Source organism: Telmatobacter sp. DSM 110680 (assembly GCF_039994875.1).
In the GTDB taxonomy this organism is placed as follows: domain Bacteria; phylum Acidobacteriota; class Terriglobia; order Terriglobales; family Acidobacteriaceae; genus Telmatobacter.
Window position 1 is genome coordinate 3,334,257 of sequence record NZ_CP121196.1, and the last position, 24,105, is coordinate 3,358,361.

Sequence of the window (24,105 nt, forward strand, 5' to 3'; positions counted from 1 at the left end):
TCCATTTCCTTGTTCGTCATTTTGCTGTTGATGCCTTTTCCCCTCGATTCTGTTTGACGCCGTTCCCGTCCTGGGTTGCGAGAGCGCGTTCGTAACGACAATGGCGGCCGATAAGGCCGCCATTGTCATATATGCCTCGTTTACTCTCTAACCATGACTTCCTGCGGTAGCTTCGGATTTGGTCTGCACGCATTCGACTCCTTGATTCAGATTGAGTGCGCGGACGCCGAAATCCTCGATGCTCTTGAACGCTACATATTCCCGCCGATTCTCCGCGTCAGGTCCGAGTCATCTCATCCAGATATATTCCTTCGCGTGGATAGAAGCGACGGATCCTTCGACGTATCGGTGAATCATCAGCTGACCGCGTCGGTTAGCGAACTTCACTATGCCGCCCTTGCCGCAGTCAAGGCTCTCGATGATGCCGTCGTTCATCGCATGACTATGTATCGTGCCGTCCACGCGGGTGCGGTCATGATCGACGGAAGAGCGTTGTTGCTTCCGGGTTCTTCACATGCAGGGAAGTCTTCCCTTGTGGCCGAACTTCTGCGCCGCGGGGCTTCCTGCTTCTCTGACGAATACGCCCTCATCGACGATGAAGGCCGTATACATTCGTATCCGCGTCCCCTTCTTCTCCGCAACGGTCGCCCCCAGCAGTCCTTGTTTCTTCCTGAAGATCTCAACTCGATCTTCGCTGCCAGTACAGCACCCGTGGGTTGGATTCTTGCTCTTGATTATGTTTCGTCAGGACGATGGGATGTACATGAAATCGCCCAGGGCGAGGCGGTCTTGCTTCTCCTAAGCAATACGCCTCACGAGATGGCAAAGTCGCCGGGGATGATCGACTTTTTCCTTCGTACAGTGGTTAACGCTGTCTGCTACGCAGGACAACGCGGCGATGTAGCTGATGCTGCAACCCGCATCCTCAACCTGATCGGTCGGTGATTAACGTGCCGCTTTGCCGAAATCGAGAAGCGGAGCTCTTATTCTACGGAACGGTCACGGTCGTCGTGTTCGATGGTGTACTCTCGACACCCGTAGAGTCCACACTCGTAACGTAATATTCGTAGCTCTGACCGCTCTGCACGTTGGAGTCGGTAAATGCGGTTAGGACATCCATGGAGTTCACCACAGCGAACGAAGTAGTCCCACCCAATGCGCGATAGATGTTGTATCCCGCGATCGGATCTGAGGTTCCGCTCGGAGCGCCCCAGTTGAGCAGCACCTGATGCGGATTCCCCGTACCGCTCAGGGCCACCGTGGCTGTTGAATTCGCTGACGAATTGCTGCTGACCGTCAGCTGTCCCGTGGCCGGGCCGGTCGCGGTTGGATCGAATGTCATCGTGATGTTCATCGTCTGACCTGGGTTCAACGTGGCGGGCAGGCTCACCGGTGTGACTGTGAAGCCACTTCCCGTAACGGTAACCGCGTTAACCGTCACGGGCGCCGTACCGGTTGAAGTCATCGTCACCGTCTGCGTCGTAGCGTTATTGATCACGATGGGGCCAAATGCGATGCTGGTTGCATTCAGGCTCAAGGCAGGCGTTGCCGCATTCAGTTGCAAGGACGCCGACTGCGATGTGCTGCCGGACGCTGCCGTCAATGTGATGGTTTGCGCGCTGGTTACTGCTGAGACGTTTGCTGTGAACGATGCACTTGTCGCCGTAGCCGGCACCGTGATGGATACTGGCACTGTTACCGCGCTACCGCTGCTTGTAATGGAAACGCTCACGCCACCGGTCGGCGCAGAACCAGACAGGCTCACCGTACAGTTGTCTGCCAGAGATCCCGTGATCGATGTGCTGCTGCAGGCAAGCGCGCTCACGGTTGGAGTTATCGTGGTTCCGGTACCACTGAGACTCACAGTGGTGTTGGGAGCATTGCTTGAGATCGTCAGTTGCCCAGTTGATGCACTGGCGGTCGTAGGATCAAACTGCACCGTGACGACCGCTGCCTGACCAGGATTCAAAGTGGCAGGGAAGCTTCCTCCCGACACTGAAAAACCCGAACCCGAAATCGAATCCGAGTTGATGGTCACGGCAACCGTGCCGCTCGAGGTTATCGTCACTGACTTCGTGACTGCAGTGCCCACTGCGACATTGCCAAACGACAAGGATGTTGCGGAAAGGGTTAATGCTGGCGTCGCCGCATTCAGTTGTAATGCAAAGCTCTGCGACGAACCATTCTCGTTCGCTGTGAGTGTAGCTGTCTGTGCTGTGCTAACGGATGCGACGTTTGCAGTGAAGGTCGCCGTAGACGCGCCGGCCGGTACCGCCACGCTGCCAGGCACCGTTACTGAGCTGTTGTTACTTGCAAGTGACACGCTGAGGCCACCCGTCGGCGCAGGCCCTGACAGATTCACTGTGCACCCATCCGCCAGGGAGCCGGTGATCGAATTGTTGGTACAGGACAATGCACTGACCGTCGGAGTCGTCGTTGTGCCCGTGCCGCCAAGACTTACATTGGCGGTGGCAGCGTTGCTGGAGATGGTCAGTTGCCCTGTGGATGCGCTGGCCGTCGTGGGATCAAACTGAACGGTCAGGACCATCGCCTGTCCGGGATTCAGCGTGGCAGGAAAAGTCCCTCCCGAAACCGAGAAACCTGTTCCTGAGATTGAGTCAGAATTGACGGTGAGCGCAACCGTGCCGCTTGAGGTCGCTGTCACTGACTTTGTAACCGCGGTGCCGACTGTAACGTTGCCAAACGACAGGGAAGTCGCACTCAGGCTCAAGGCGGGGACTGCCGCATTCAACTGCATCGCATAACTCTGCGATGTTCCGTTTGCGCTCGCCGAAATTGTTGCAGTCTGTGAAGTGCTCACCGACTTCACCTGTGCGGTCAGCGACGCCGACGAAGCACCAGATGATACCGTCAGGCTGCCAGGAAGTGTTACCGCACTGTCATTGCTGACCAGAGTAACTGTCAGGCCGCTGGAGGGCGCTGGCGAAGTCAGCGATACCGTGCATGACGTAGTTCCCGCACCTGTAAACGAACTGCTACCGCAGGCAAATGCGCTAATCGAAGGTGCCAACTGAGATGCCGGTCCGGTCAGATTGATCGAAGTCGTCTTTGTAACTGATCCTTCCGTCGCAGTCAGCTTTACCGTCTGAGATGTGCTTACACTTGAGACGTTAGCCGTGAAACTTGTACTCGTGGCACCCGATGGCACCGAGACGGAAGTCGGAACGCTCACAACGCTGCTGCTACTCGCCAGGTTGACTGTTAGACCGCCGCTCGGAGCCGGTGCGCTCAAGGTTACATTGCAGGAATCTGAGCCCGCTGCGATCATTGACGAACTTGCGCAGCTTAGTCCCGTCAGAGAAGCCGACGACGAATTAGATCCTTTGCCGTGTAATTTCACCGCCCCCGTTACGTTGAGCTTTGTGCTGGTCATCGCGTTGACGCTAAGTTGACCTACCGAATCCGTAGCGGTTCCGGGATCGTAGCTGACCTTCACGGTGATGCTGCGACTGGGCTCAAGGGTCGTAGGCAGTGCACCTCCCTCCACCACAAAGTTGCTGCTCGTGGTGGTCAGTTGTGCGATCTCCAATGAAGACGTGCCTGAATTTGAGATTGCCACATACCGGAATGTCGGCTGACCCACGCTCACGTCCCCGAAATCGACGGTCGCCGGACTGACAACCAGCGATGGCGCGCTTGATGAAAACGGCTTGGTGTCCGCGCCACATCCTGAAAGACCAAGAGTGAGTGCCAACGCGGCGGAGCTAAGCGCGAACGCGCAATGTTTTCGCCCGTTAGAACTGTTCCCTTGCCTTGAACTTGCTGTTTTCTTCGCCTCGATTATAAGGAACAATGAATTCCGGAATTTGTACATCAGCTCACCTGTGCCAATCAAAAGATGGCGTTCAAGTCAACCAATGCAGAAGCCCGCGGAAGAAGGGATGGATGTATATTGCGCCTTGGTTGACTATCAGCAGGATCGTCCCTGAGAGGGTAAGGGTACAGGTGACGATGGTCACGGATGGGCCATGTACTGATTACCTTTGTACTACCTACGCAACGTATTGCACCATTTGTGTTTGAATCGCTTGAGTAACTCGAAAGTGGGAGATCCATTAGCTGTCAAAACCCGTGAAAAGTCGAGCGGATTGGTTACTGGTAACTACTCACAAAAGTTACTGTTTCGACATGCAGCGCGGCGCGGCAGTTTGTCGCAAAATCAAAAGCGAAGTGCGCATCGTATCGGAGCGACTCGCACAGCGCTGAACAATTGAAAGCAAGCGCGGCAGTTTTGCATTTAGATCTGCCGCGCCAAAGTCTACGGAACAGTCACAGTTGTTTCGTTGGATGGCGAACTCTCGACGCCTGCAGAGTCTACGCTCGTCACGTAATAGGTATAGCTGCTTCCACTCTGTACTCCAGCATCTGTATAGGCTGTTTGCGCATCCATGGAGTCCACTACTGCGAATGAAGTTGTTCCGCCGGGTGCACGATACACCTTGTATCCCGTAATCGGCATGCTGGATCCACTCGGCGCACTCCAGGTCAGTTCCACCTCGTGCGGACTGCCCGTTCCGCTCAGAGATACCGTCAAAGTAGGATTCGTTGGCGAATTGCTGCTGATGGACAATTGGCCCGTATATGAGCCCGCGACTCCTGGATCGAATTGCACATTGAGCGTCAGGGACTGCCCCGGACTCAGCGTGGCTGGCAGCGTCGTCCCCGATACCGAAAAGCCACTACCGCTCACATTCACAGAGCTCACGGTCACTGGTGAAGTTCCTGTCGAACTCAAGACCACCGGCTGCGATACGGGCGTGTTTAATCGCACGCTTCCAAATGACAGTGAGCTTCCATTCACACTGAGAGCCGCTGTTCCCGTGGAAGGCGCAAGCGTGATGTTGAAAGTTGTTGATAGGCCGCCCAACTGGGCGGTAATCACCGCCGCTTGGTTTGTAGCGACGCTGGCTACCTTTGCGCTGAATCCTGCGCTAGTTGCCCCCGCCCTCACAGTTACGTCACTCGGAACCACGACCGCAGGATTGTTGCTTGTCAGAGCTACGTGGAACTTGCTGATGGCAGGCGACGTGAGGTAAACCGAGCAGGCGTCCGTCGACGCCCCGCGATAAGCATTAGAGCTGCATGAAATGTGGCTCAGTGCAGGCGCCGCAGAAGCTCCTAAAGTTGCTGACAGCAAAATAACAACCGTCAGAAGTTTTCGGAAGTTGTTGAGAAGAGAGGAGGAGAGAGTAAAAATCAAAAAGACTGCTTTACTACGATGCATCTACAAAAAATCCCTTCATTTACGCGCGCGCGGCGCGCACGCCGAGCATTAGCTCGGGCACAAGAATTACGCTGAAAAACGCTTGGTGTGGTTTTGTGTGAGGATCGGTCACATAAAAGCGACCAGTATGCCTTGTCTAAATTGAAAAAACTATTAGTTCATAGATGTTACTTTAATGTTACTCTTCTTTAATGGCAAATTAAGGATTCATGTATATGAAAATAAACGATATATTGGCATCAACTGGTGGTGCTTGCCTTCACGCTTGCCTGGGCTGCTGATTACCGGTAACTGGTGCCTTGATTACTGTTGCAAGCGAACGTGATGCTTTCAGACCGAGCCTGAGAGGGGCTCAAGGTCAGCCAGAATATTCGAAAAATCTTCCGCGCGCTCACACACTTCGACGTCGCGATCACAAATGACCGCGCGGGGAGTCGCATCTCAGCTAACGAAAAAGGGAAGTTAGAAGTCTGACCAAACTGGAGGCAGACCAAGGCAAATTAACTTGAAACAGTTGCTCTTACGCTTGAGATCCCGCAGATTCCTGCTTCTGTTCGATTCCGATTAAGTGTGACGGTATTTCAATGGAACTCTGCTGAAATAGCCATTCGGCTTCGCAGCCGAGCACCTGGGCGATCTGCGCCTGCATCTGTTTGCCCGGGACGCGGACTCCATTGATGATCCGGCTGAGATAGGCTTCATCGATGCCAACCAGCTTGGCCAGGCGATTCTGCCGCATTCCGGTCGTGTAAACCCGTAGTTTGAGGTTGGGATAAATCCAGCGCTCTTTCATGGCAACCTCGGTTGAGTTGCTATTCGTGATGTGGGGAATCGGTTCTTTCGTCTCGATCAGCACTTTTCGCTCCTCTGCTCTGCATCAGCAGACCTTGAACTTAGGGCACCACCCAAAAAGTTGCCAGCCCCATTTGGTAATCCTGAACCGCTTTTGTAGTAATGGCAGGAAGTTACTGGCTGGGGTGCTGCTGATAGATAAATCGTTTAATTCCATTTAATTGACAGCATTTGTTCAATAAATAGTGCACTTTTTAAAATGCTCAATTATGCGGAGCATCTCTGTCTTTCAGGGAGGAAGTACGCTCTGACTTGGTTAGTGCTGGGGAACAAGCAGACCGTTTGACATGAACATTTCGAGAGTCGGACGCGAAAGCCTCACAGTCGAAGCTCGCTCAGGACCTGCCAGACTTGCGATGACGCTTTCATTTACTACGATATCTTGCAGAATCAGAGCGTCTTGTATCAGAGGCCGGCCAGTATTTTGAAAGCGAAGCACGCTTTTGGAACCCTCCGAAACATCAAAGCTTTTCATATCAGCGCCGATTCCCACGCCGGTCGCTTTGAGCAGTGCCTCCTTGCGCGTCCATATTCGGGTGAAGCGACACGCTTGCTCCGAGACATCTTTGCCCGATGTTATGAATTCAATTTCGCGAGGGTGGAAATGCCGCGAAGCGATCTGCAGAGCTTCCACATTGTTCCTCACGTGCTCCACATCCACGCCGATCTCTCCGGCCCGGGTGAATGCCAGCAGACCGGTCCCTCGGCAGTGGGACACGTTGAAGTGCAAACCGCAATCTTCGACGTAAGGCTTGCCTCCTTCAGTGGTCCTAATCTGAATTTGCCGGACGTGCTCATTCTGGTTGTACTTCCCCAGATGCAGGGACAAGCCGACCCGAAGCATTGCGCGGCATAGCTTGAAGTGCCAGGCGTCGAGCTCAAAGACGAACCGTTCTGAGCGCTCGACTTCATCGTAGGAGAGAAGGGAATCGACGGTCGCCGGGCTCACAGAGCGATCATCGAGATCTACTATCCACACGTCGATTATCTTTCTGTTCGAGAGATTGACACATGGAATTCGATCTACCACCGAAACCGCCTTTTGTGCGCAGCATGAGCTGCCCGAGCGAGAATTCCGCGATTCTTTCCGTCTCTTTTTTGAAAACAGAGCCAGTGTAATCCTCGCTGTTCCCGGAAGCGACAGTATCCGGCTGCATGCTGTCAGTCCGTCGGTAGCCCGAGACACATCACATGCCCCGCTCTTTGGCGCGCCAATCTGTTGCCACCGGTCCTCAAGATGGGCAACAACGACTTCGTCGCCTGCATCCCACGCACTGCACGTAGACCCCATACCCCAAGGGAGAAAAACGATGAGCGTTGATACGATCGAGAAATTATTTATAGCCGAGTTGAAGGATTTGTACTCAGCTGAGAATCAGATCACCAAGGCACTTCCAAAGATGGTTAAAGCTGCGATGTCCGCAGACCTGAAGAAGGCGTTTGAGAGCCATTTGCGCGAAACGGAAGGACAAATTGAGCGTCTTGTGGAGATTTGCAACATCCTTGGGACCACTCCCAAGGGCAAGTCTTGTGCGGGCATGAAGGGAGTACTGAGCGAAGGCTCCGAAATGCTGCAGGAGGTGGAAGAAGGCGACGTGAGAGACGCCGCCCTGATCTCGGCCGCCCAACGTGTGGAGCACCTCGAGATGGCGGCGTACGGCACAGTTCGTACTTATGCCCAGTTGCTCGGTCAACCACAGGTGGCAAAGCTATTGGACGAGACATTCGAAGAGGAAAAAGCTGCGGACCAAAAGCTCACCTCCATCTCGCAGAAGGTCAACGCCCAGGCCAAGCAAAACGCCTGATGAACCTGCGCGGGTCCGGATACCCCTGACCCGCGTAAATTCCTTACAGATTGATATAATGGTAGGGTGACTACAACTGCGCTTGATTCAATCCCCAATCGCGCCTCCAGTGAGAGTTCTTCCGATCAGAAGCGGGTACTTCTGCTGAAACCGCGCGGCTTCTGCGCGGGCGTCGTTCGTGCCATCGACATCGTCAAAATTGCGCTGGAAACTTTCGGTGCTCCGATTTACGTGCGCCGCGAAATCGTCCACAACCGCTATGTTGTGAATGAGTTGGCGGAGAAGGGCGCGATTTTTGTCCACGAGATTGACGACGTGCCAGACGGTCAGCGTGTGATTTACTCTGCGCACGGTGTCTCCCCAGCCGTACGCGAGTTGAGCAAGGGGCGTGGCCTGAAGGTGATTGACGCCACCTGCCCGCTGGTCACAAAAGTCCATATCGAGGCGGTCAAGTTTGCCAAACAGGGCTATTCCCTGGTGCTGATTGGACATCGAGATCATGATGAGATTGAGGGCACGCTTGGCGAAGCCCCCGAGGTCACGCAAGTAGTTTCGAATGTGGCGGAAGTGGCAGCTCTCGAGGTGCCGGACCCGAATCGGGTTGCCTACTTGACTCAGACCACGCTCTCGCTGGACGAGGCGCGCGACATTATTCATGCGCTAAAAGAGAAGTTCCCGAATATCGCAGGTCCACACTCGCAGGACATTTGCTACGCGACTGAGAATCGGCAGGTAGCAGTGCGCAATGTGGCACACAATGCGGATCTCGTCTTGGTGGTGGGTTCGACAAACAGTTCCAACTCCAACCGCCTGGTTGAAGTTTCCCGTAACCTTGGAACCATCGGGTATCTGATTGATAACTCCCAGGCAATTGACCCCAAGTGGCTTGAGGGCGTGACCACAGTAGCGGTCACCGCGGGCGCTTCGGCTCCTGAGGTGCTCGTCGAGGACGTCGTCAATTATTTGCGTCAAAACGGCTATTCCAACGTCGAAGAAGTTGAGGTAATGCCTGAAAATGTACGCTTTGGGCTACCTCCTGAGATCGTTCAGGCAATTGGAGTTCCGGGTGGCGCGCAGTCGGTTTCGGTACGCTGATCTGCGATCGACGCGCGTTTCTTGACCGACGAGCGCATACCCGCTCCGACGCATGAATGCTGCACAGAGCTGAAGCAGAAACAACTTGAAGCAAAAAAGGGCGAAGCAGTTGTTTCGAAATGCCAGTATTTTTGATCTATTGAGGGCCGTACATCGCAATGACTATCCAGCAGGCTAAGACACAATCCGCCGCACCGAGATTCGGCCGTATGGATGCGGCTCTTGGGGATGTCGAAGCCGCCATTCATCGTTCCAGTGACTACCTGCTCTCACTCCAGCACCCGGAGGGGTACTGGGGTGGGGAACTGGAAGCGGATGCAATGCTCGAAGCGGACTACATCTTTCTGCACACGCTCCTTGAGTCGGGTGATCCGGGAAGGCTGAAGCGCGCCTGCACTGAAATGATGCGCTATCAAAAGGACGATGGCAGCTGGAGTCTTTATCCGGGTGGTGACGGCAATATATCACTTTCGGTGAAGTGCTATTTTTCCGCGAAGCTGATGAATATTCCCGCGACGGATCCGCGCCTGGTCAAGTGTCGCGAATGGATTCTCACGCATGGCGGCGTGACCGAGTGCAACACGTTTACGAAGATGTATCTCTGTGCGCTGGGCCAGTACGACTACGATGCTGTGCCTGCGATTCCGCCTGAGATTGTTCTTTTTCCAAACTGGTTTTACTTCAACATCTACGAGATCTCTGCGTGGTCGCGTTCCATTCTTGTGCCGCTGGCAATCATCTACGCCAAGAAGCCCTACAAGAAAATTCCGCCCGAGCACAGCATCGATGAGCTTTTTGTAGGCGGACGCGCGAACTCAAACCTTCGCTTGCATTGGGACCGAAGAAACTTCATTTCGTGGCGAAATTTCTTCATCGTGATCGATCGCGTGACGCATTGGTTCGAGGCTGTGCACATCCGTCCGTTGCGCACGCTGGCGTTGAAGAAAGCGGAAAAGTGGATGCTGGACCGGCTGGAAATGACGGACGGCCTGGGCGCGATTTATCCCGCCATGCTGAATGCGATTATTGCGCTGCGCTGCCTGGGATATTCCGAAGACGATCCGCAGGTGATCCGCGCGCGCGATGAGTTTGAAAAACTGGGAATTGAAGCGCCCGCAAGCGATGTAATGCCGGAACCGACCTTCCGCATGCAGCCCTGCGTATCGCCGGTATGGGACACAGGGCAGGCCCTCTACGCGCTGGGCGAAGCGGGAGTGCCGCGTAACGACCCGCGCATGCTCAAAGCCGCCGACTGGCTGCTGTCGAAGGAAGTCCGCCACAAGGGCGATTGGTCTGTGAAGGTTCCCAATACGGAGCCGGGAGGATGGTACTTCGAGCACAACAACGAGTTTTATCCTGACACCGACGACACAGCACAGGTGCTGCTGGCCCTCAGCAAAGTAGACAATCCCCGCGAGCGCTACCAGCACCAGGTGGTGCAGCGCGCAATTGAATGGGAGTTCGCGATGCAGTGCCGCAACGGCGGCTGGGGAAGCTTCGACAAAGACAACACCAAGATGATCTTCCAGTACATTCCGTTTGCGGATCACAACGCGATGCTCGATCCGCCGACAGTGGACATCACGGGACGCATGCTGGAGATGCTGGCCTGTTACGGCTACACACAGCAGGACAAGCGCGTGCAGAAGGCCATCAAGTTCATTCTCAGCGAGCAGGAGCCGGATGGAAGCTGGTTCGGTCGCTGGGGTGTGAACTACATCTACGGCACCTTTCTCGTGCTGCGCGGGCTGGATGCGATCGGCTTCGATCACAACGAGCCGCAGGTGCAGCAGGCAGCGGAGTGGATTCGCATGGTGCAGAACTCCGACGGCGGCTGGGGCGAGACTTGCGGCAGCTACGAAGATCCGAATACGCGCGGGGTAGGACCAAGCACTCCTTCGCAGACGGCTTGGGCGATGCTTGCGCTGCTGGCCGCGGGCGACGATCGATCCGACTCGGTTGCCAAAGGCGTTCGCTGGTTGCTTCAGCGTCAACTCAAGGACGGCAGCTGGGATGAGTCGATGGGTGAAGGTTCGAAGCGCGAGGGCATCATCACGGGAACAGGCTTCCCGAAAGTTTTCTATCTGGCCTACACGATGTACCGGCAGTACTTCCCGCTCATGGCTTTGACCAGCTATGTGCGAGCGATTGAGCGTGCTTCTTAACAACAAATTCTGCGTCGGCAGAATCGAAGCTGTACTGCTGAAAGTTTTAAAGGAACGAAGAAAGATTTGAACGGGGCTATTGCCTCGGAGGGATAAATAGTAATGGCTATTCCGATTTCTCAGGTGTGGACGGTTGCCACATATGTCTGGAAGAAAAAGCTCGCAGGCGTTAAGCGTTATCCAACGGTCTTGATGCTGGAGCCGCTTTTTCGTTGCAACCTCGCCTGCGCCGGATGCGGCAAGGTTCAGTATCCGCCTCACATCCTGAAGAAGCAGCTTTCGCCAGAGGAATGCTTCGCGGCAGTCGAAGAGTGCGGTGTGCCGATGGTGGCGATTCCCGGCGGTGAGCCCCTGCTGCATCCTCAGATCGTCGAGATTGTGAATGGGTTGGTGGCGCGCAAGAAGTACGTATACATGTGCACCAATGCGTTGGAACTCAAGAAGCGTCTTCACGAATTTACGCCGTCAAAATATCTGACGTTCTCAGTCCATCTCGACGGTCAGCGCGATCACCACGATTTCTCAGTATGCCGTGAGGGTGGATATGACATCGCGGTGGAGGGTATCAAAGAAGCGGTGAAGCGCGGCTTCCGCGTGACGCCCAATTCGACTTTCTTCGATGGCACCGACCCCAACAGCGTACGAGCTCATTTTGACGAGATGATGGCCATCGGCGTTGAGGGCATCGTGTTGTCGCCGGGCTACAGCTATGACAAGGCTCCTGATCAGACTCACTTCATGGGACGTGCGCGGGTTCGCAAACTTTTCCGCGCCATTTTGTCGAACCGCAAGAAGTCGTGGAAGTTCAACATGTCGCCGCTGTTTCTCGAGTTTCTGATGGGCGACCGCAACTACGATTGCACCCCATGGGGTTCTCCGGCTTACAACATCTTCGGCTGGCAGAAGCCTTGCTACCTGCTGCAGGATGGCTACGCTGAGACCTTCAAGGAGTTGATGGAAACGACGAAGTGGGAAGAGTACGGCGTCGGCAGCGGCAATCCGAAGTGTGCGAACTGTATGGTGAGCTGCGGTTATGAGCCCACGGCAGTCCTCGACGGATTCCTTACGCTGAGCGGCTTCTGGGGCATGGTGAAGGGAACATTCAGCAGCTACAAGAGCGCGCATGCGCTGAAACAGCTTAACGAGTGGGATACGCATTCTCATGCCCCTCTGGTCCAGATTGAGAAGAACGCGCCGGCCCTCGAGGAGACAAACGCATGAGCGCTGAAGTGCTGAAATACACGCGTGAAGAAATCGAAGCGCTGGAAATTGCGCCGGGCGCTGTTCACGAGAATCTGGAAGGATGGATTCCGGAACTTGCCAGCGAAGAGGATCTTCGTCAGGCGCTGGAAAAAGCGTTCGACTATCGTGGCGACGTGACAATGACGCTGAAGAATGGCGAACGTGTCGAGGCCTTCATCTTCAATCGGCAGACGGGCCCGACACTTGCGGACTCGTATGTGCAGTATTTTTCACCGAAGTCGCCGAACAAGTTGAGGCTCAGCTACGCCGACATAGCGCGCCTTGAGTTCACCGGCAAGGATCGCGCTGCCGGCAAGCACTGGGAAGACTGGCTCAAGGCTTACAACGAACGTAAAGCTGCAGGCGAGAAGAATATTGCCCTGGTCCCGGAGAAGCTCGACTGATGCAGGCCGTTGGTCGCGTTCAGGAATGCGGATGTATTGCACTCGCGCCTGAAGTGCAGGAACAAACGGTGGCTATATCTAGGTGCGACGTTTCGGGTTGAGCTAACCTCACACAAACGTGTCGTACTAATCCCGGTGGAGATAAAGTCCGCGGGCGATTTCAAGCCGCACGCCACGTGCGGCTGACGTCGCGATCGCTATTCTGGTCGTGCTTTTAAATCCAAAACAAAGAAAGCAGTGCCGCCCTTACTGTAGTTTTGTGCGTTGGGGCTGAGCATCTGCCGTGGCGGTTTCGCGAGGCATCATCGAAACCACAATGTACTCGCGATCCTTGTTGTCGAGATCTTCCACCCGCAGTTTCATCTTGTCCTTTTCGAGGAAGAACTGTGCAGCCTGGCCAACCGGAAGGAGAGCAGGATGCTTATCGTCCTTCGGACGAATGCGATAAGTGACCGTCTCGCTCTCCAAAACATATTCCTGGCACAAGACCTCTTCCGTTTTCTTGTGAGAGCTATCGGTGCCAAGCAGTTCGCCGGTAATGGTCTTGGCATCTTTTTCCGCCATTCCGCAAGGGACTGAAGCCATCTGTAGCAGTTTGCCCGACTGATAGTGGTGTGGTTCACGGGCATACGCTGTCACAGCCACTCCCATCAAAAGAAAAGAACAGATTTTCAAGCGCATTGCAGTCGACCTCCAGTCAGAGACACAAAAACGGCTGCGCGGGAAGAACGCAGTCTAAACTTCATTGTCCGTGTGGCAAGCGATCGGAGACAAGTTCCCAAGGTAATGCGAAAATCTCCAGCTTCAGATCCGATGGAGTCACGCTTCCGTATGCGCGAATTGGATGAAGAGCGCGATGCACCATTGCCGGCTTTAGAAGGGCTCCGTGTAGTACCCGGTCATCGTGCGGATATTCAGGCCGGGGCGGCTTATCTTTACCTCGAGAGATCGCAATTCGACCCCGTTCGATGCCGGCGGCGGATTGAATGACAGCGCGTAGTACCAGTCGGCATCATCAAACAATTTGCCGAGGTCAGCGGAAATGTCATTGCTGTTTGACATCACGCGGCCGCCGGTTTGCCGAGCCAGTATCGGAAGTCCAAGTGAACTCGGTCCAGCGCTCAAGGGAGACGCGGCTCCTGCAGGGAGTGTTTGCTGATCTACGCGTGTGAGTTCTGCGGAAAGGTTAGGATCGTGCACTCCAAGGGCATCCAGCGTGACCTGCGAGGCGCGAAGGTCGTTGAGGATGTTGACAAGCTCATCTGAATAAGACTTGCGAGCTTTGGGCGACAGTTGTGCAAAGTCAATATCGGACGGCAGCGGCCATCCGGCGCCCACCCAAACGAAAATTGTGCGGCCACCGACGTGGCGTTGTTGCTCGGCAATTCCGTCAAGCGCCGCCAGTGAGTCCTTGAAGTGAACTTGGAGGCAATTGGCCACATCCGCTGCATGAGGGCCAACTTCGTTTTGTCCAGGAGTGCCAGCTGCTTCTGCAGCTTTTGCGGCCGAACCGTCAACGGGCGCGCATGCATTGGAATGCAGATTCTTTGTCATGCTCACGAAGGCTTTGCCAACCGCATTGCGATCTTTTGTAGCTCCGGTCGCCTTCAAGTGGCCGTTTGACCAAAGCACAAACGAAGTCGGGTACGGTAGCGCGGAGTGGCTCTGGGCGAAATATTTGAAGATGCCGGCCTTCTCAGCCTCTAGAGCCTGCGTCGTGCTGTTTACGGCGTCAAGCAAGATAATGACTTCGGTGGCATCGTTCATCGCTTCGCCGTCGATCGCGTGAAATGCGACCAGCTTGCGGGGCTCATGGTTGTCGAAAATCGCAAAGTCTTTGGCGTCCAGGTCAGTGACGGGCTTACCGGCAGCGTCGGTCACTTGCACGTTGAGAACAATGCGGTGGCTCGCTTGGAACTCGCGTTCGCGGTCTTCCCTGGTGCGCGTCTTGAGCGTAGGGGTCTGCGCAGCCGCCACTATACAAACGATCGCTAGGGTAGCAACGTATTGAATAAAAGGCCACATTTTCGCTTCAACGCTCATGCGCATACGATACTCGGACGCTGCCACCTCCTGACAGGTAGCTTGATTGGGAGGCAGAACGTTCTTGATATTTTAGGCCAGGTAGTCATTGCAACGCAGTCGGACTGCTACCCGGTATTCAGAAAATCCGGGCGTCAGTTACTACGGCGATCAAGATCGTAACTGAAGACACTTTGTCGTCGCATCTTCCAGCGCCTATGGTCAGTCCTAGGAGGCAATTCTGCCTGTCTCGTGATCATCATCACAGCCTCATGACGGCGATGGAACTAGCTTCTAACCGTCTATCGGAAGCCCCTGTTCTCGCTCTGTGATGTGCTTCCGCCTCTGTTTAGCGCGACTTAACAAGCGCAATGCGAGGTGGCTTCATGGATGAAGAAGTAGCAACGTCCTTCCCGTCAAATGAATCTCCATCTGCCCGGCCAGAAAAGCCCAGTTGGCTGAATGTTGTTCTATTGGCGGTGGCGCTGGCCGGCTGGATGATTTTCGTCGTGGCCTGCGTCGGTGGCCCAGCATGGAGTCCCGATGGGTCGAAGATTCTTTTTGGATACTACGATGAGGTAAGCTCTCGTGAGGTCGTCGCCATGTATGACCTCAGAACGCGCAAGACAAGAGATCTGTTCGCACAATTGATTAGGCGAGACGAGAAGAACGAAGAAAGTTCTATCCTCTCCCCGGCATGGCAATTGAATGGCACGCGTGCCTTTGTAGCAATGAGTACAAGCTTGGGTGGAGACTTTCAATGCGTGATTATGTCGATTCCAACCAAGTCGGACGAAGCGGTGCAAGCGTATAACTTCGGCAAAAACTCCGCATGTCTCACAATGGCCTGGGCGCCGCAAATTGGAGACTCGCTATATCTCGGCGGCGATGAGGACTTGACGTGGGTGAACCTTACGTCAGGCAAGATGGATTCCAAAAGTCTCGACGGTGGGACAGGTTTCCTTTCGGAACAAAACGGGCAGCTCGTTTACATGCGCGGAGTGGAGCGGCCCGCGCCCACTGTCGACAAAAAGGATGCAACGGAAGACGGTGTAGAGTTCGGGCAGATTGATTTGAATGACATGAGCCGAAAGCCGTTTTTCTCAATGTGGGGGCAACAAGTCAATGATCTCGGATTGACAGACAACATGGGCGGAGCTTGGGAACCCAATGGAACGCGCATTGCTGTTCCTGGTAAAGGAAGCGATGGCGCGCGCATCATTCTACTCGATGAGAAAAAGGGTTTTCTTGGCCAGTTCGCCCCGGATGTTGGAGTCAAGCTCGATCGCCTTGGACCGCTGGTTTGGTCTCATGACGGCAAAACGCTTTTTGCGCCAGTAATTACCAAAGGCGAACAAGATAAGACCTTTGTATACGATTTAGCCGAAATTCCAATTGAGGGAGCAGCCGGACGTCTGACGCGAATTGCAGGTTATCACCAGGACTCGACGAAGGAGGATGAGGAAGAAAACATGCTGAACTTCGGCATGCAGGTGTCACTTTCTCCGGATGGAAAGACCGTTGCAGCAAGTACGGGAGCACTGGGAGATGCCGTTGCAGAGGACGACCGCGGGCTGTACCTGATCGACGTCGCGCATCCTGAACATCGCATTACGAAGGTCCACGTGCCTAAGAAAGCAAGGAGGCATTGAACATTGTCGGGATGAACGCCATGAACTTCTTGAAGGAAGTTTTCTCGTATATCTGCGGACAGCAACACAACTGGGTTCTTGGCGGGGTAACTTTGCCTTGCTGCCAGCGATGTACGGGATTGTATGTGGGAGCGTGTTTCGCGCTTATTTTCGTCGTGGTATTTCGTCCGAGGCCCAGTGCATTCCAGTACTGGATACATGGCGCGTTCATGCTGGCCATGTTTCCCTTTGGTTTTCATCTCGTGGAGCATGGCGGTCTGGTGCGGACATTTACGGGCATGCTGTTTGCGATGGGGCTTGTCTACTATCTTGCGCTGAATCCATTCTCCGCCTGGAACGTGTGGAGGGATTTACGCACCTCGCTGATGGTGGCGTATCTCTCACTGATTGCTGCAGCCGCCGTACTATTGCTCGTTATGGTGTATACGGGTGGCGTGATAACCGGCCTGTTTCTTACAGCACTTGCCGCACTCGGACTGGCTGTTCTTGTACTTCTTACGCTATCGAATCTGATCGTGCTGCCAGGGATTCTTCGACTGCTGTTCCGTCGATCAATTCCGTCGCCACCATGAAACCGCTCTTCCTGTTTGTTCGCCCGCCGCGACCGCTGTGGCCCTTCAACGGACCGAGCACGGCCTTTTGGCCACCTCTAGCGTTCGCTTCAATGGCTGCTGCACTGCGCCAGCATGTTCCGGAGATTCGCGTTGCTATCCTCGACGCTCCGGCGTTATCGATGGGCTGGTCGACGCTTACCCAGATCCTTATATCTCTGAAACCTGATTGCATCGGGATTGGAGAGGAAGCGGTGAGCTGTGTCGAGGGACTTAGGATTGCGCGCCTCGCTAAAGGACTGGGAGCACGCGTTGTCGCTGGCGGATGCTTCTTCTCGCAGGTCGCTGCCCAGGTGTTGGCCACAGGGTTGGTGGATGTAGTGGTGCATGGCGAAGGCGAAATCACTGTAGTCGAATTGATGCGAGCAATGCTGGCGAAGGATGTGAAGGCGCTTCGCTGCGTAGACGGAATTTCTTACCTTGATGGCGAAGAGGTAGTGTTCACAGGGTCTCGCGTACTCCTCGCCAATCTCGATAACTTACCGTTTCCTGCTTATGATCTTTTACCGATGGAGAAATACGGAGCACACAGCCGGCATCACCCGAACTTCACAAGCATTGAGGCAAGTCGCGGATGCACGCACGGCTGCGAGTTCTGCGTGCTGTGGCGGCAGATGGGCCGCTTCGACGCGCAGCGCCAGGTTCCATGTCTGCGCGTGAAGTCGCCGGAACGACTACTGGATGAGATCAGGATTCTGATGGATCGCTATGGACGGCGATATCTCGGCTGGGTCGATCCGTGCTTCAATGCAGATCCCCACACGAGTGCTCGGCTGGCGATAGGTCAAAGCGCCTGGGTGCGTGCTGACTATGTAGTTCGCGACGATTCTTCCGGTGCGCTGAAGTTGTGTTGTGAAGCTGGATGGAACGAAGCCTATCTTGGCATAGAGCGGCTCGATCATAAGGAATTGGCGCGGCTCGGCAAAGGCAACCTGCATGGCGAGGTCGACTGCGCTGTGCAACTGCTGCGCGCGCAATACCCACAAGTCATTACTTTCGGAAGTCTCATATATGGATTGCCTGCGGATACTCCACAAAGCGTGCGGGCCCTGTTTCAAGCTGCAGAGAAACTGAATATCGACCAGCTCTTCTTTATCCCTCTCACGCCGCTGCCAGGGACGCCCGCGTGGAAATCGCGGATGTGGGACACGACCGGCAATGCATTCCGGAGCTTCGACTTCATTCCTCGACCAGGTAACGACGAATTGATGGCTGAACTGGCACGCGAGATCGCGAGAAGCTATCTGTTCGATTGGTCTTCAACACGGTTTGGCAAAGTGCTCTCAGACCTGTTGGACAGCAACGCGCGCCGCCGCGGAATCTGCTGGAATCTCCTATGGCGATCGTTGCCGTTGATGCTTTCCACCGCATTTAAGTGGAATACAAAAGCATCGGGAGGGATGGTCTATCCCGCCTGGTACGAGAGCTGATCTCAAGCTGAATGGAAGTGGGCGAGGGAAGTCGAGATTATCCGAATAGAGCAGTAATGATGTGGTTGACGGCGAAGGCGGAGACATACGCCAGCACCAGCATGTAGCCGAACTGCAGAGCGGGCCACTTCCAGCTATTGGTTTCGCGGCGAACCACGGCCATGGTGGAAGTGCACTGCATGGCGAAAGCAAAGAAGATCATCAGGGCCACAGCTCCGCCAAGTTTCATGTCAGTGTGCAAAGCGGCTTGCAGATGCATGGTCTGCGTTTCAGGGTCGGCGCCGTAAAGCGTCCCCATGGTGGAGACCATGACTTCGCGCGCCAACACGCTGGAAATGAGACCGATGCCGACCTTCCAGTTGAAGCCCAGGGGCGCGATGGCTGGCTCAATGAAATGTCCCAGCTTGCCGACAACGCTGTCGGCGAGTTCCGGAGCAGTGTAGTGGCCGTTCGCCATCGGCACCGGCGGAATGTGCGCCAGCAGCCACAGAGCCAGCGTTACGCAGAGAATGACTGTCCCGGCCTGGCGTAGAAATACTTTGGCGCGATCTACAAGTCGCAAAGCCAGCGAGCGGATCGTGGGCATACGGTATTGCGGCAGCTCGAGGATGAAGGGTGCTTCGCTGGACTTGAGGATGGAACTCTTGAGCAAACGCGCTGTAGTCATGGCAGCGACGAATCCTGCAAGGTAAAGGCCGAGCATGACGATGGTGCGAAGGCCGAGGAATCCGTGAAGAAACACAATATTCGGGATGAATGCTGCGATAAGCAGCATATACACGGGCAGACGCGCGGAGCAGGTCATGAACGGCGTGACAAGGATGGTAGCGAAGCGGTCGCGTTTGTTCTCAATGGTGCGCGTTGCCATGATGGCAGGCACTGCGCAGGCGTAAGCCGAGAGCAGCGGAATGAATGCCTTTCCATTGAGGCCGATGGTGCGCATCACGCGGTCCGCGATTAGCGCTGCCCGGGCAAGATAGCCGGAGTCTTCCAGAATTCCGATGAAAAGAAAGAGAAGCAGAATCTGCGGCAGGAAGACAAGCACCGATGAGATGCCCTTCCATGCGCCGTCAAGGATAAGCGATTGTAACCACCCCGCGGGAAGCAGCGGACGAACCAGTGAACCCATTTTGGCGAGAATGTCGCCGAAGCCGTCGCTCATAGGCTGGCCGATCGAGAAGACCACTTCAAACACGCCGATGACGACAACCAGAAAGAGGAGCGGTCCCCAGATACGATGGAGCAGGATGTTGTCGAGCTTGCGGCTGTTCTCTGCCGATAGCGGAGCCTTGTAGCCGGTATTGCGGCTGACCTGAGCAGCCCATGTATGAGTGCTGGCCGCGTTGCCAAGAACCGGAAGCGAGAGCGGCTGCTGAGCGGCTTGTGGCGAGGCGTGCTGATTCAGGAATAGAGGAACTGCATCAAGTCCCGTGCCATGGACGGCGCTGATGAGAGCTACCGGTGCTCCAAGTTCCTTGGCGAGCTTAAGGGGATCGATGATGCCGCCGCGCGACTCCATCAAGTCGCTCATGTTGAGCAGCACAAGAGTGGGTAGGCCAAGAGCGAGCACCGGGGCAGCAAGCATCAGCTGGCGCGTCAGGTGCAGAGAATCGAGAACCAGGAGCACGGCGTCGGGCTTGGGAGTGCCCGGCATATTGCCTTTCAAAACATCGATCGAAACCCGCGCGTCTTCAGAGTACGGTGTCAGCGAATAGACGCCCGGAAGATCGATAAGCGTGAGGTCTTCGCGGCCCACACCAGCCATCAGCCCGGAGCGCTGCTCAACGGTGACGCCGGGATAGTTGGCGACTTTCTGACGTAAACCCGTGAGGCGATTGAAGAGCGTGGATTTGCCGGAGTTAGGCGGACCGATGAGCACAACCGTGCTCAGATCTCCAGTGCGAGGAGCGGTTGGGGCTGCAAAAGCCGGCGTCTCGCAGCAGGCATTCATCGCGTAACACCGGCGAATTCATGAATCTCAGATTGGTCTTGGCGCGCGCTTTGAGAGCGGGTTTTTGCGGCAATCTTCTCCAGTTCCGCATCAATTTCCACTTGCGACGTATCAGACGACGTGCGAACTCGGATAGCCTCAGCCGTTTCGCGCCGAAGAGCGATCTGCATGCCGTCTATACCGTACACGGTGGGATCACCTGCCGGGGCGCGGCGGAGTACTGTAACCTGCGCGTTGGGGACGAAGCCCATATGCATGAGGTAGTTCTGAACGGAGTCGGGGAGATTGAGGGCGACCAGCGTCGCTGTTTCTCCGATGTGCAGATCCGTAAGTACGCTCACCTGCCGAACTCCCACCGGCTGCCGAAAATGCAGCACCCTATAAGTACGACCAGAATGGTCTGAATTAAGTATACGACCAATTTGGTCGGAATCGCAAATACTACTCGGGATTGGTCCTGCTTGATGAGATGTCACGGCCCGACCCCCTGGAAGGCTGCTCTGGCAATCTGCCTCTGCCTACCTTATCGACCCCTTCAAAACTCACTTCAACGCTCACCGGATTTGTGGCTATTCTTATCCGGGGAAGTTCTTAGAAGATGTGATTTGGGTCACCTAATGCGTACCTCGGCCACGATCGGTTTAGGGAGTTCTAAGCGAGGGGGAAGATCATGAATGCGAGCAAGTTCCGCGCATCGGCGAAGGAGCAAATTCCGCCCGAGGGGTTAACTGCCCCACTGGCTGCACTGTGGTGGGATGCTAAGGGCGAGTGGGCCCAGGCGCACGCGCTGGTGGACGAACTTGAGACTGCGGAAGGGATGGCGGTTCACGCCTACCTTCACCGCAAGGAGGGTTCGTTGTCAAACGCGGATTATTGGTACCAGCGAGCCGGGCGGAACTTCTACAGGCCTTCCCTTGAGGACGAATGGGCGGCACTTGTAACGGGGTTGTCGGGGAGCTAGTGTGCCAATTTGGTAGTTCAGCACACGGCGACTACACGCAAGCACCACCTCGAGGCAAATGGATGCCAGTTATCGGTTGTGCAGCGGCCGGGCCATCCGCCTCATCACGTTTTTGGGAGAGGAATGCGACTCGCTTTTGATTCGATACGGCAGATACGCCACAACAGCGATATTGATGACAAGCACGAGCATCTTGATCGCGGTTGGATGGTGAACGATCTCGTAAATCTCAACTGGCACCAGCGAAGACGTGATGATCACAGTGAACCACTCGGCCCAGCGTTTCATCAGCCACAAGCCAATGCCTTCCGTGAGGAAGAGGCCGGCGTAGATGAAGCTGACTATGCTGAATTCCCTGAACTTGTGAGGTGAAAGGTGAGCGGCCTTCTCTATCGCGTGACTGATGAGTCGACTGCCGGGATCGAAGCCGCACATCGCAACCCAGTGTTCCAGTTGCTCGCCCACATCCTTATGAATCAACCTGAGAATTCCGAAGCCAACGACGATAAGCGACGCCGCTTTGAACAGCTTGAAGACGGCGATAAGTCGAATGAGTCCGCTGTGGGGTTGGTTCATCAGCTTAAACTTGTTCTCTTAAGAGAGCAGTTTTGCGCCGTGCAGTTGCCTGGACGCGCGAGCAATCTCCAATACTTACGTTGCTCATTGCAATCAGAGCTACTGATTATTCGTTGAACGGCAACAGAGGCTGGCCGATCCAGAATTGATTGCTGCGGCGGGCAATGAATCCGGTGGAGCGATTCTCAAGGCGCGCTTGTGCCTCCTGAAATGGTCCCACATAACGGAGCGAGGATGGAAGGCTCGAGTAGACCCGTGGCAGCCAGCGTCTTGCCCGATCCGCGGAAGTCATGCGCGCCTCACCGAAGGAAAGTCCAAACTCCGTACGAAAGCGGGGCGGAAGAATCTCCGTTGTGAGCGACTGATACCAGCGCGGGATGGGAACCCACGAGCCGGCGCCCGTCAGGATCCGGTGCGCCATGATGCGCGAGCGGTCAGAAACGCCAAGCTCCTGCGACACGAGCATCTGCCTGACGTAAGCCTGGAAAGATCCCCAGTCCGGTGGCAATGCTTCGGGAGCAATGCCAAAGAGGCCAGCCAAGATCTTCGATTCGGCATAGTAGGCTTCGCGTTCGTTACTTGTAAGGCGAGGCAGGACGCATTCGTAGGCGATGACGGCGCTTTCAATCAGGGTCGCATAAACCCACATTAACGCCGGCAAATTCAGCGCTTCGTAGCGCGAGCCAGCAGCGTAGCCGGCTACGTCGCTAGGGAGCTTGCCGGTGATGCGCGTGTGGGTCTGGTACAGCGATCGGGAAGCGCGGAAGGCCTGCGGAGCGGTGCCGAAGATCATGGTGAAGACGACGCGGAAGGTGCTATGAAACCGTGCAATCGGTTTCGAGAGCAACGAAGAATGCTGATCGAGTGCAGTGGCAACCCAGGGGTGTGCGAGCTGCAGAAGGGCAGCACGTCCCGCACCGAGAAACAGTGCTGATTCGCGATTGATGCGCCAGGTAATTGAATCTGCACCGAAGATGCCTTCGACTGGGCGCGCCACCTGCTGTTCCACCGACGCGATGTGGCGTTCGAGCACCTGACTCGAGACGGAGGTCGAGGAATCTGCTGGGACCGGAGAAGCCATGTGGCTGATTAGATGATCGCTTTTTTAAGACGGATTGTCACAAGAGAGTATTTATCGAGGTTCCAATGATGATGGAACCTCACCTGTTCTAAAGGATGCAGACGGCGCGACGGAAGTCATGGCTGATTTTGAAATTCACGTCAGGATTCTTGTTTAACGTCCTTCGTGACCCACCACAGGACTTCTCCGAAGATCTTCCAGCGAGTGGCATTGCTGACGTCGATCGGCAGATATTTTGGATTCGCCGATACCAGCAGGTCCGAACCCGCTAGCCGCTGCAGTCGCGCCACCTTGAAACCGAGGTCGCGATGAGAAGCGACCACAAGCCTCCCATTGACTTGGTCACGATCGGTCGCAGCGGTGTCTACGAACAGAACTGAGCCGGAAGGAATAACCGGATGCATGGAATCTCCGGCAACGTGCATACTGATCATGTTCTCGGGGTGCGGACACCACGAAAGTGGAGCCAAAAGCACGTCTTCGACCTTGGCTTGTGAGAGCCGGACATTTTCATGCGGTGGAACTCTATCTCCAAAAGCAGTCACGTTCATGAGTGGAATTGCGACTGCGTTTCCTTTTCCGGCAAGATGCTGCGAGACCTTCTTTGAGGTAATGAGGTTGAAGTCCTCGAGAGTTGTCTGAATGGAGGAGATGGTGTGGCGAAGAGTTGGATCGGGCAGTTCGGATGTGTCGATGCCAGCGCGTTCCCAAAAGTAGGTGCCGTCGGGTCTTCCCGCGATGTTGCCGAGCGCGACGTTAAGTTTCAGCCGTGGGCTCGTTCTTTCCCGCAAGCCAGCGGGAAACGGTGGCAGGAGAAACACCCAGCCGCCCCGCGAGTCCCGCTTGGGTCAGGTTAAGCTCCCTCAACAATCGCCGAATACGGTCAGACCACTCACGAATTGTTAGATCGAGTTCAGCCATCTGATCTCTGATTTTGATATCCCCGGCAACCGATTCCGTTGGTGCAATTGCTTCAATGAAATCAACAATTTATCGCCATTCGACGTATACTA

Annotated in this window: 21 protein-coding genes; 12 read left to right on the plus strand and 9 right to left on the minus strand. The window is 55.2% G+C overall.

The window, feature by feature from the left end:
- Positions 1 to 315: 315 nt before the first annotated feature.
- Positions 316 to 945 carry a hypothetical protein gene (locus P8935_RS13765; RefSeq protein ID WP_348260871.1) on the plus strand — a complete coding sequence of 210 codons (630 nt, stop codon included), beginning with the start codon at positions 316 to 318 and terminating at the stop codon, positions 943 to 945.
- Positions 946 to 988: 43 nt separating this feature from the next.
- Here the strand turns inward: P8935_RS13765 and P8935_RS13770 are convergent, their stop codons facing one another.
- Complete coding sequence (locus P8935_RS13770; protein ID WP_348260872.1) at positions 989 to 3,715, minus strand: choice-of-anchor D domain-containing protein; 2,727 nt, start codon at positions 3,713 to 3,715, stop codon at positions 989 to 991.
- Positions 3,716 to 4,409: 694 nt separating this feature from the next.
- Here P8935_RS13770 and P8935_RS13775 point away from each other — a divergent pair.
- Positions 4,410 to 5,057, plus strand: coding sequence for a hypothetical protein (locus P8935_RS13775; protein WP_348260873.1), 648 nt, complete (start codon positions 4,410 to 4,412; stop codon positions 5,055 to 5,057).
- A 708-nt stretch (positions 5,058 to 5,765) separates the two neighbouring features.
- Here P8935_RS13775 and P8935_RS13780 read toward each other — a convergent pair.
- Positions 5,766 to 6,101 carry a helix-turn-helix transcriptional regulator gene (locus P8935_RS13780; protein ID WP_348260874.1) on the minus strand — a complete coding sequence of 112 codons (336 nt, stop codon included), beginning with the start codon at positions 6,099 to 6,101 and terminating at the stop codon, positions 5,766 to 5,768.
- Between the two features lie 600 nt (positions 6,102 to 6,701).
- Here P8935_RS13780 and P8935_RS13785 point away from each other — a divergent pair.
- From P8935_RS13785 to P8935_RS13810, 6 genes are all read left to right on the plus strand, one after another.
- On the plus strand, positions 6,702 to 6,953 hold the full coding sequence (locus P8935_RS13785; protein ID WP_348260875.1) for a hypothetical protein: 252 nt from the start codon (positions 6,702 to 6,704) through the stop codon (positions 6,951 to 6,953).
- A 454-nt stretch (positions 6,954 to 7,407) separates the two neighbouring features.
- Positions 7,408 to 7,902, plus strand: a complete 495-nt coding sequence (locus P8935_RS13790; RefSeq protein ID WP_348260876.1) for a ferritin-like domain-containing protein — start codon at positions 7,408 to 7,410, stop codon at positions 7,900 to 7,902.
- Positions 7,903 to 7,968: 66 nt separating this feature from the next.
- A complete protein-coding gene (locus P8935_RS13795; RefSeq protein WP_348260877.1) occupies positions 7,969 to 8,997 on the plus strand; it encodes a 4-hydroxy-3-methylbut-2-enyl diphosphate reductase in 1,029 nt (342 codons plus the stop codon).
- Positions 8,998 to 9,155: 158 nt separating this feature from the next.
- On the plus strand, positions 9,156 to 11,162 hold the full coding sequence (gene shc / locus P8935_RS13800) for a squalene--hopene cyclase (RefSeq protein ID WP_348260878.1): 2,007 nt from the start codon (positions 9,156 to 9,158) through the stop codon (positions 11,160 to 11,162).
- A gap of 102 nt (positions 11,163 to 11,264) precedes the next feature.
- Positions 11,265 to 12,383, plus strand: a complete 1,119-nt coding sequence (gene hpnH, locus P8935_RS13805) for an adenosyl-hopene transferase HpnH (protein ID WP_348260879.1) — start codon at positions 11,265 to 11,267, stop codon at positions 12,381 to 12,383.
- Positions 12,380 to 12,808, plus strand: a complete 429-nt coding sequence (locus P8935_RS13810) for a hypothetical protein (protein ID WP_348260880.1) — start codon at positions 12,380 to 12,382, stop codon at positions 12,806 to 12,808. The genes hpnH and P8935_RS13810 overlap by 4 nt, the downstream gene beginning before the upstream one ends.
- 246 nt (positions 12,809 to 13,054) lie before the next feature.
- Here the strand turns inward: P8935_RS13810 and P8935_RS13815 are convergent, their stop codons facing one another.
- The gene (locus P8935_RS13815) at positions 13,055 to 13,489 is read right to left on the minus strand and encodes a hypothetical protein (protein ID WP_348260881.1); all 435 of its coding nucleotides are present in this window, start codon (positions 13,487 to 13,489) and stop codon (positions 13,055 to 13,057) included.
- Positions 13,490 to 13,681: 192 nt separating this feature from the next.
- Positions 13,682 to 14,851, minus strand: a complete 1,170-nt coding sequence (locus P8935_RS13820) for a VWA domain-containing protein (RefSeq protein WP_348260882.1) — start codon at positions 14,849 to 14,851, stop codon at positions 13,682 to 13,684.
- A 365-nt stretch (positions 14,852 to 15,216) separates the two neighbouring features.
- Between P8935_RS13820 and P8935_RS13825 the strand changes: the two genes are divergently transcribed.
- From P8935_RS13825 to P8935_RS13835, 3 genes are read left to right on the plus strand one after another with little or no spacing between them, the layout of a single operon-like run.
- Positions 15,217 to 16,482, plus strand: coding sequence for a hypothetical protein (locus tag P8935_RS13825; protein WP_348260883.1), 1,266 nt, complete (start codon positions 15,217 to 15,219; stop codon positions 16,480 to 16,482).
- A gap of 20 nt (positions 16,483 to 16,502) precedes the next feature.
- Positions 16,503 to 17,054, plus strand: a complete 552-nt coding sequence (locus P8935_RS13830) for a DUF2085 domain-containing protein (protein WP_348260884.1) — start codon at positions 16,503 to 16,505, stop codon at positions 17,052 to 17,054.
- A complete protein-coding gene (locus P8935_RS13835) occupies positions 17,051 to 18,523 on the plus strand; it encodes a radical SAM protein (RefSeq protein ID WP_348260885.1) in 1,473 nt (490 codons plus the stop codon). The genes P8935_RS13830 and P8935_RS13835 overlap by 4 nt, the downstream gene beginning before the upstream one ends.
- Before the next feature lie 37 nt (positions 18,524 to 18,560).
- On the opposite strand, the gene P8935_RS13840 is transcribed toward P8935_RS13835, so the two are convergent.
- Positions 18,561 to 20,474 (minus strand): ferrous iron transporter B, encoded by a 1,914-nt coding sequence (locus P8935_RS13840; RefSeq protein ID WP_348260886.1) that lies wholly within the window; start codon positions 20,472 to 20,474, stop codon positions 18,561 to 18,563.
- Positions 20,471 to 20,815: a FeoA family protein gene (locus P8935_RS13845; RefSeq protein WP_348260887.1), complete on the minus strand. Its 345-nt coding sequence runs from the start codon at positions 20,813 to 20,815 to the stop codon at positions 20,471 to 20,473. The genes P8935_RS13840 and P8935_RS13845 overlap by 4 nt, the downstream gene beginning before the upstream one ends.
- Before the next feature lie 329 nt (positions 20,816 to 21,144).
- Here P8935_RS13845 and P8935_RS13850 point away from each other — a divergent pair, with 329 nt between their 5' ends.
- Complete coding sequence (locus P8935_RS13850; RefSeq protein WP_348260888.1) at positions 21,145 to 21,435, plus strand: hypothetical protein; 291 nt, start codon at positions 21,145 to 21,147, stop codon at positions 21,433 to 21,435.
- A gap of 69 nt (positions 21,436 to 21,504) precedes the next feature.
- On the opposite strand, the gene P8935_RS13855 is transcribed toward P8935_RS13850, so the two are convergent.
- The 3 genes from P8935_RS13855 to P8935_RS13865 all read right to left on the minus strand — a co-directional run bounded on the left by P8935_RS13855 (position 21,505) and on the right by P8935_RS13865 (position 23,913).
- Entirely contained in the window at positions 21,505 to 22,011 is a 507-nt protein-coding gene (locus P8935_RS13855; protein ID WP_348260889.1) for a DUF2127 domain-containing protein, read from the minus strand.
- Between the two features lie 106 nt (positions 22,012 to 22,117).
- Positions 22,118 to 23,092 (minus strand): oxygenase MpaB family protein, encoded by a 975-nt coding sequence (locus P8935_RS13860; RefSeq protein ID WP_348260890.1) that lies wholly within the window; start codon positions 23,090 to 23,092, stop codon positions 22,118 to 22,120.
- 140 nt (positions 23,093 to 23,232) lie between these two features.
- Positions 23,233 to 23,913 (minus strand): S24 family peptidase, encoded by a 681-nt coding sequence (locus tag P8935_RS13865; protein WP_348260891.1) that lies wholly within the window; start codon positions 23,911 to 23,913, stop codon positions 23,233 to 23,235.
- Positions 23,914 to 24,105 lie beyond the last annotated feature (192 nt).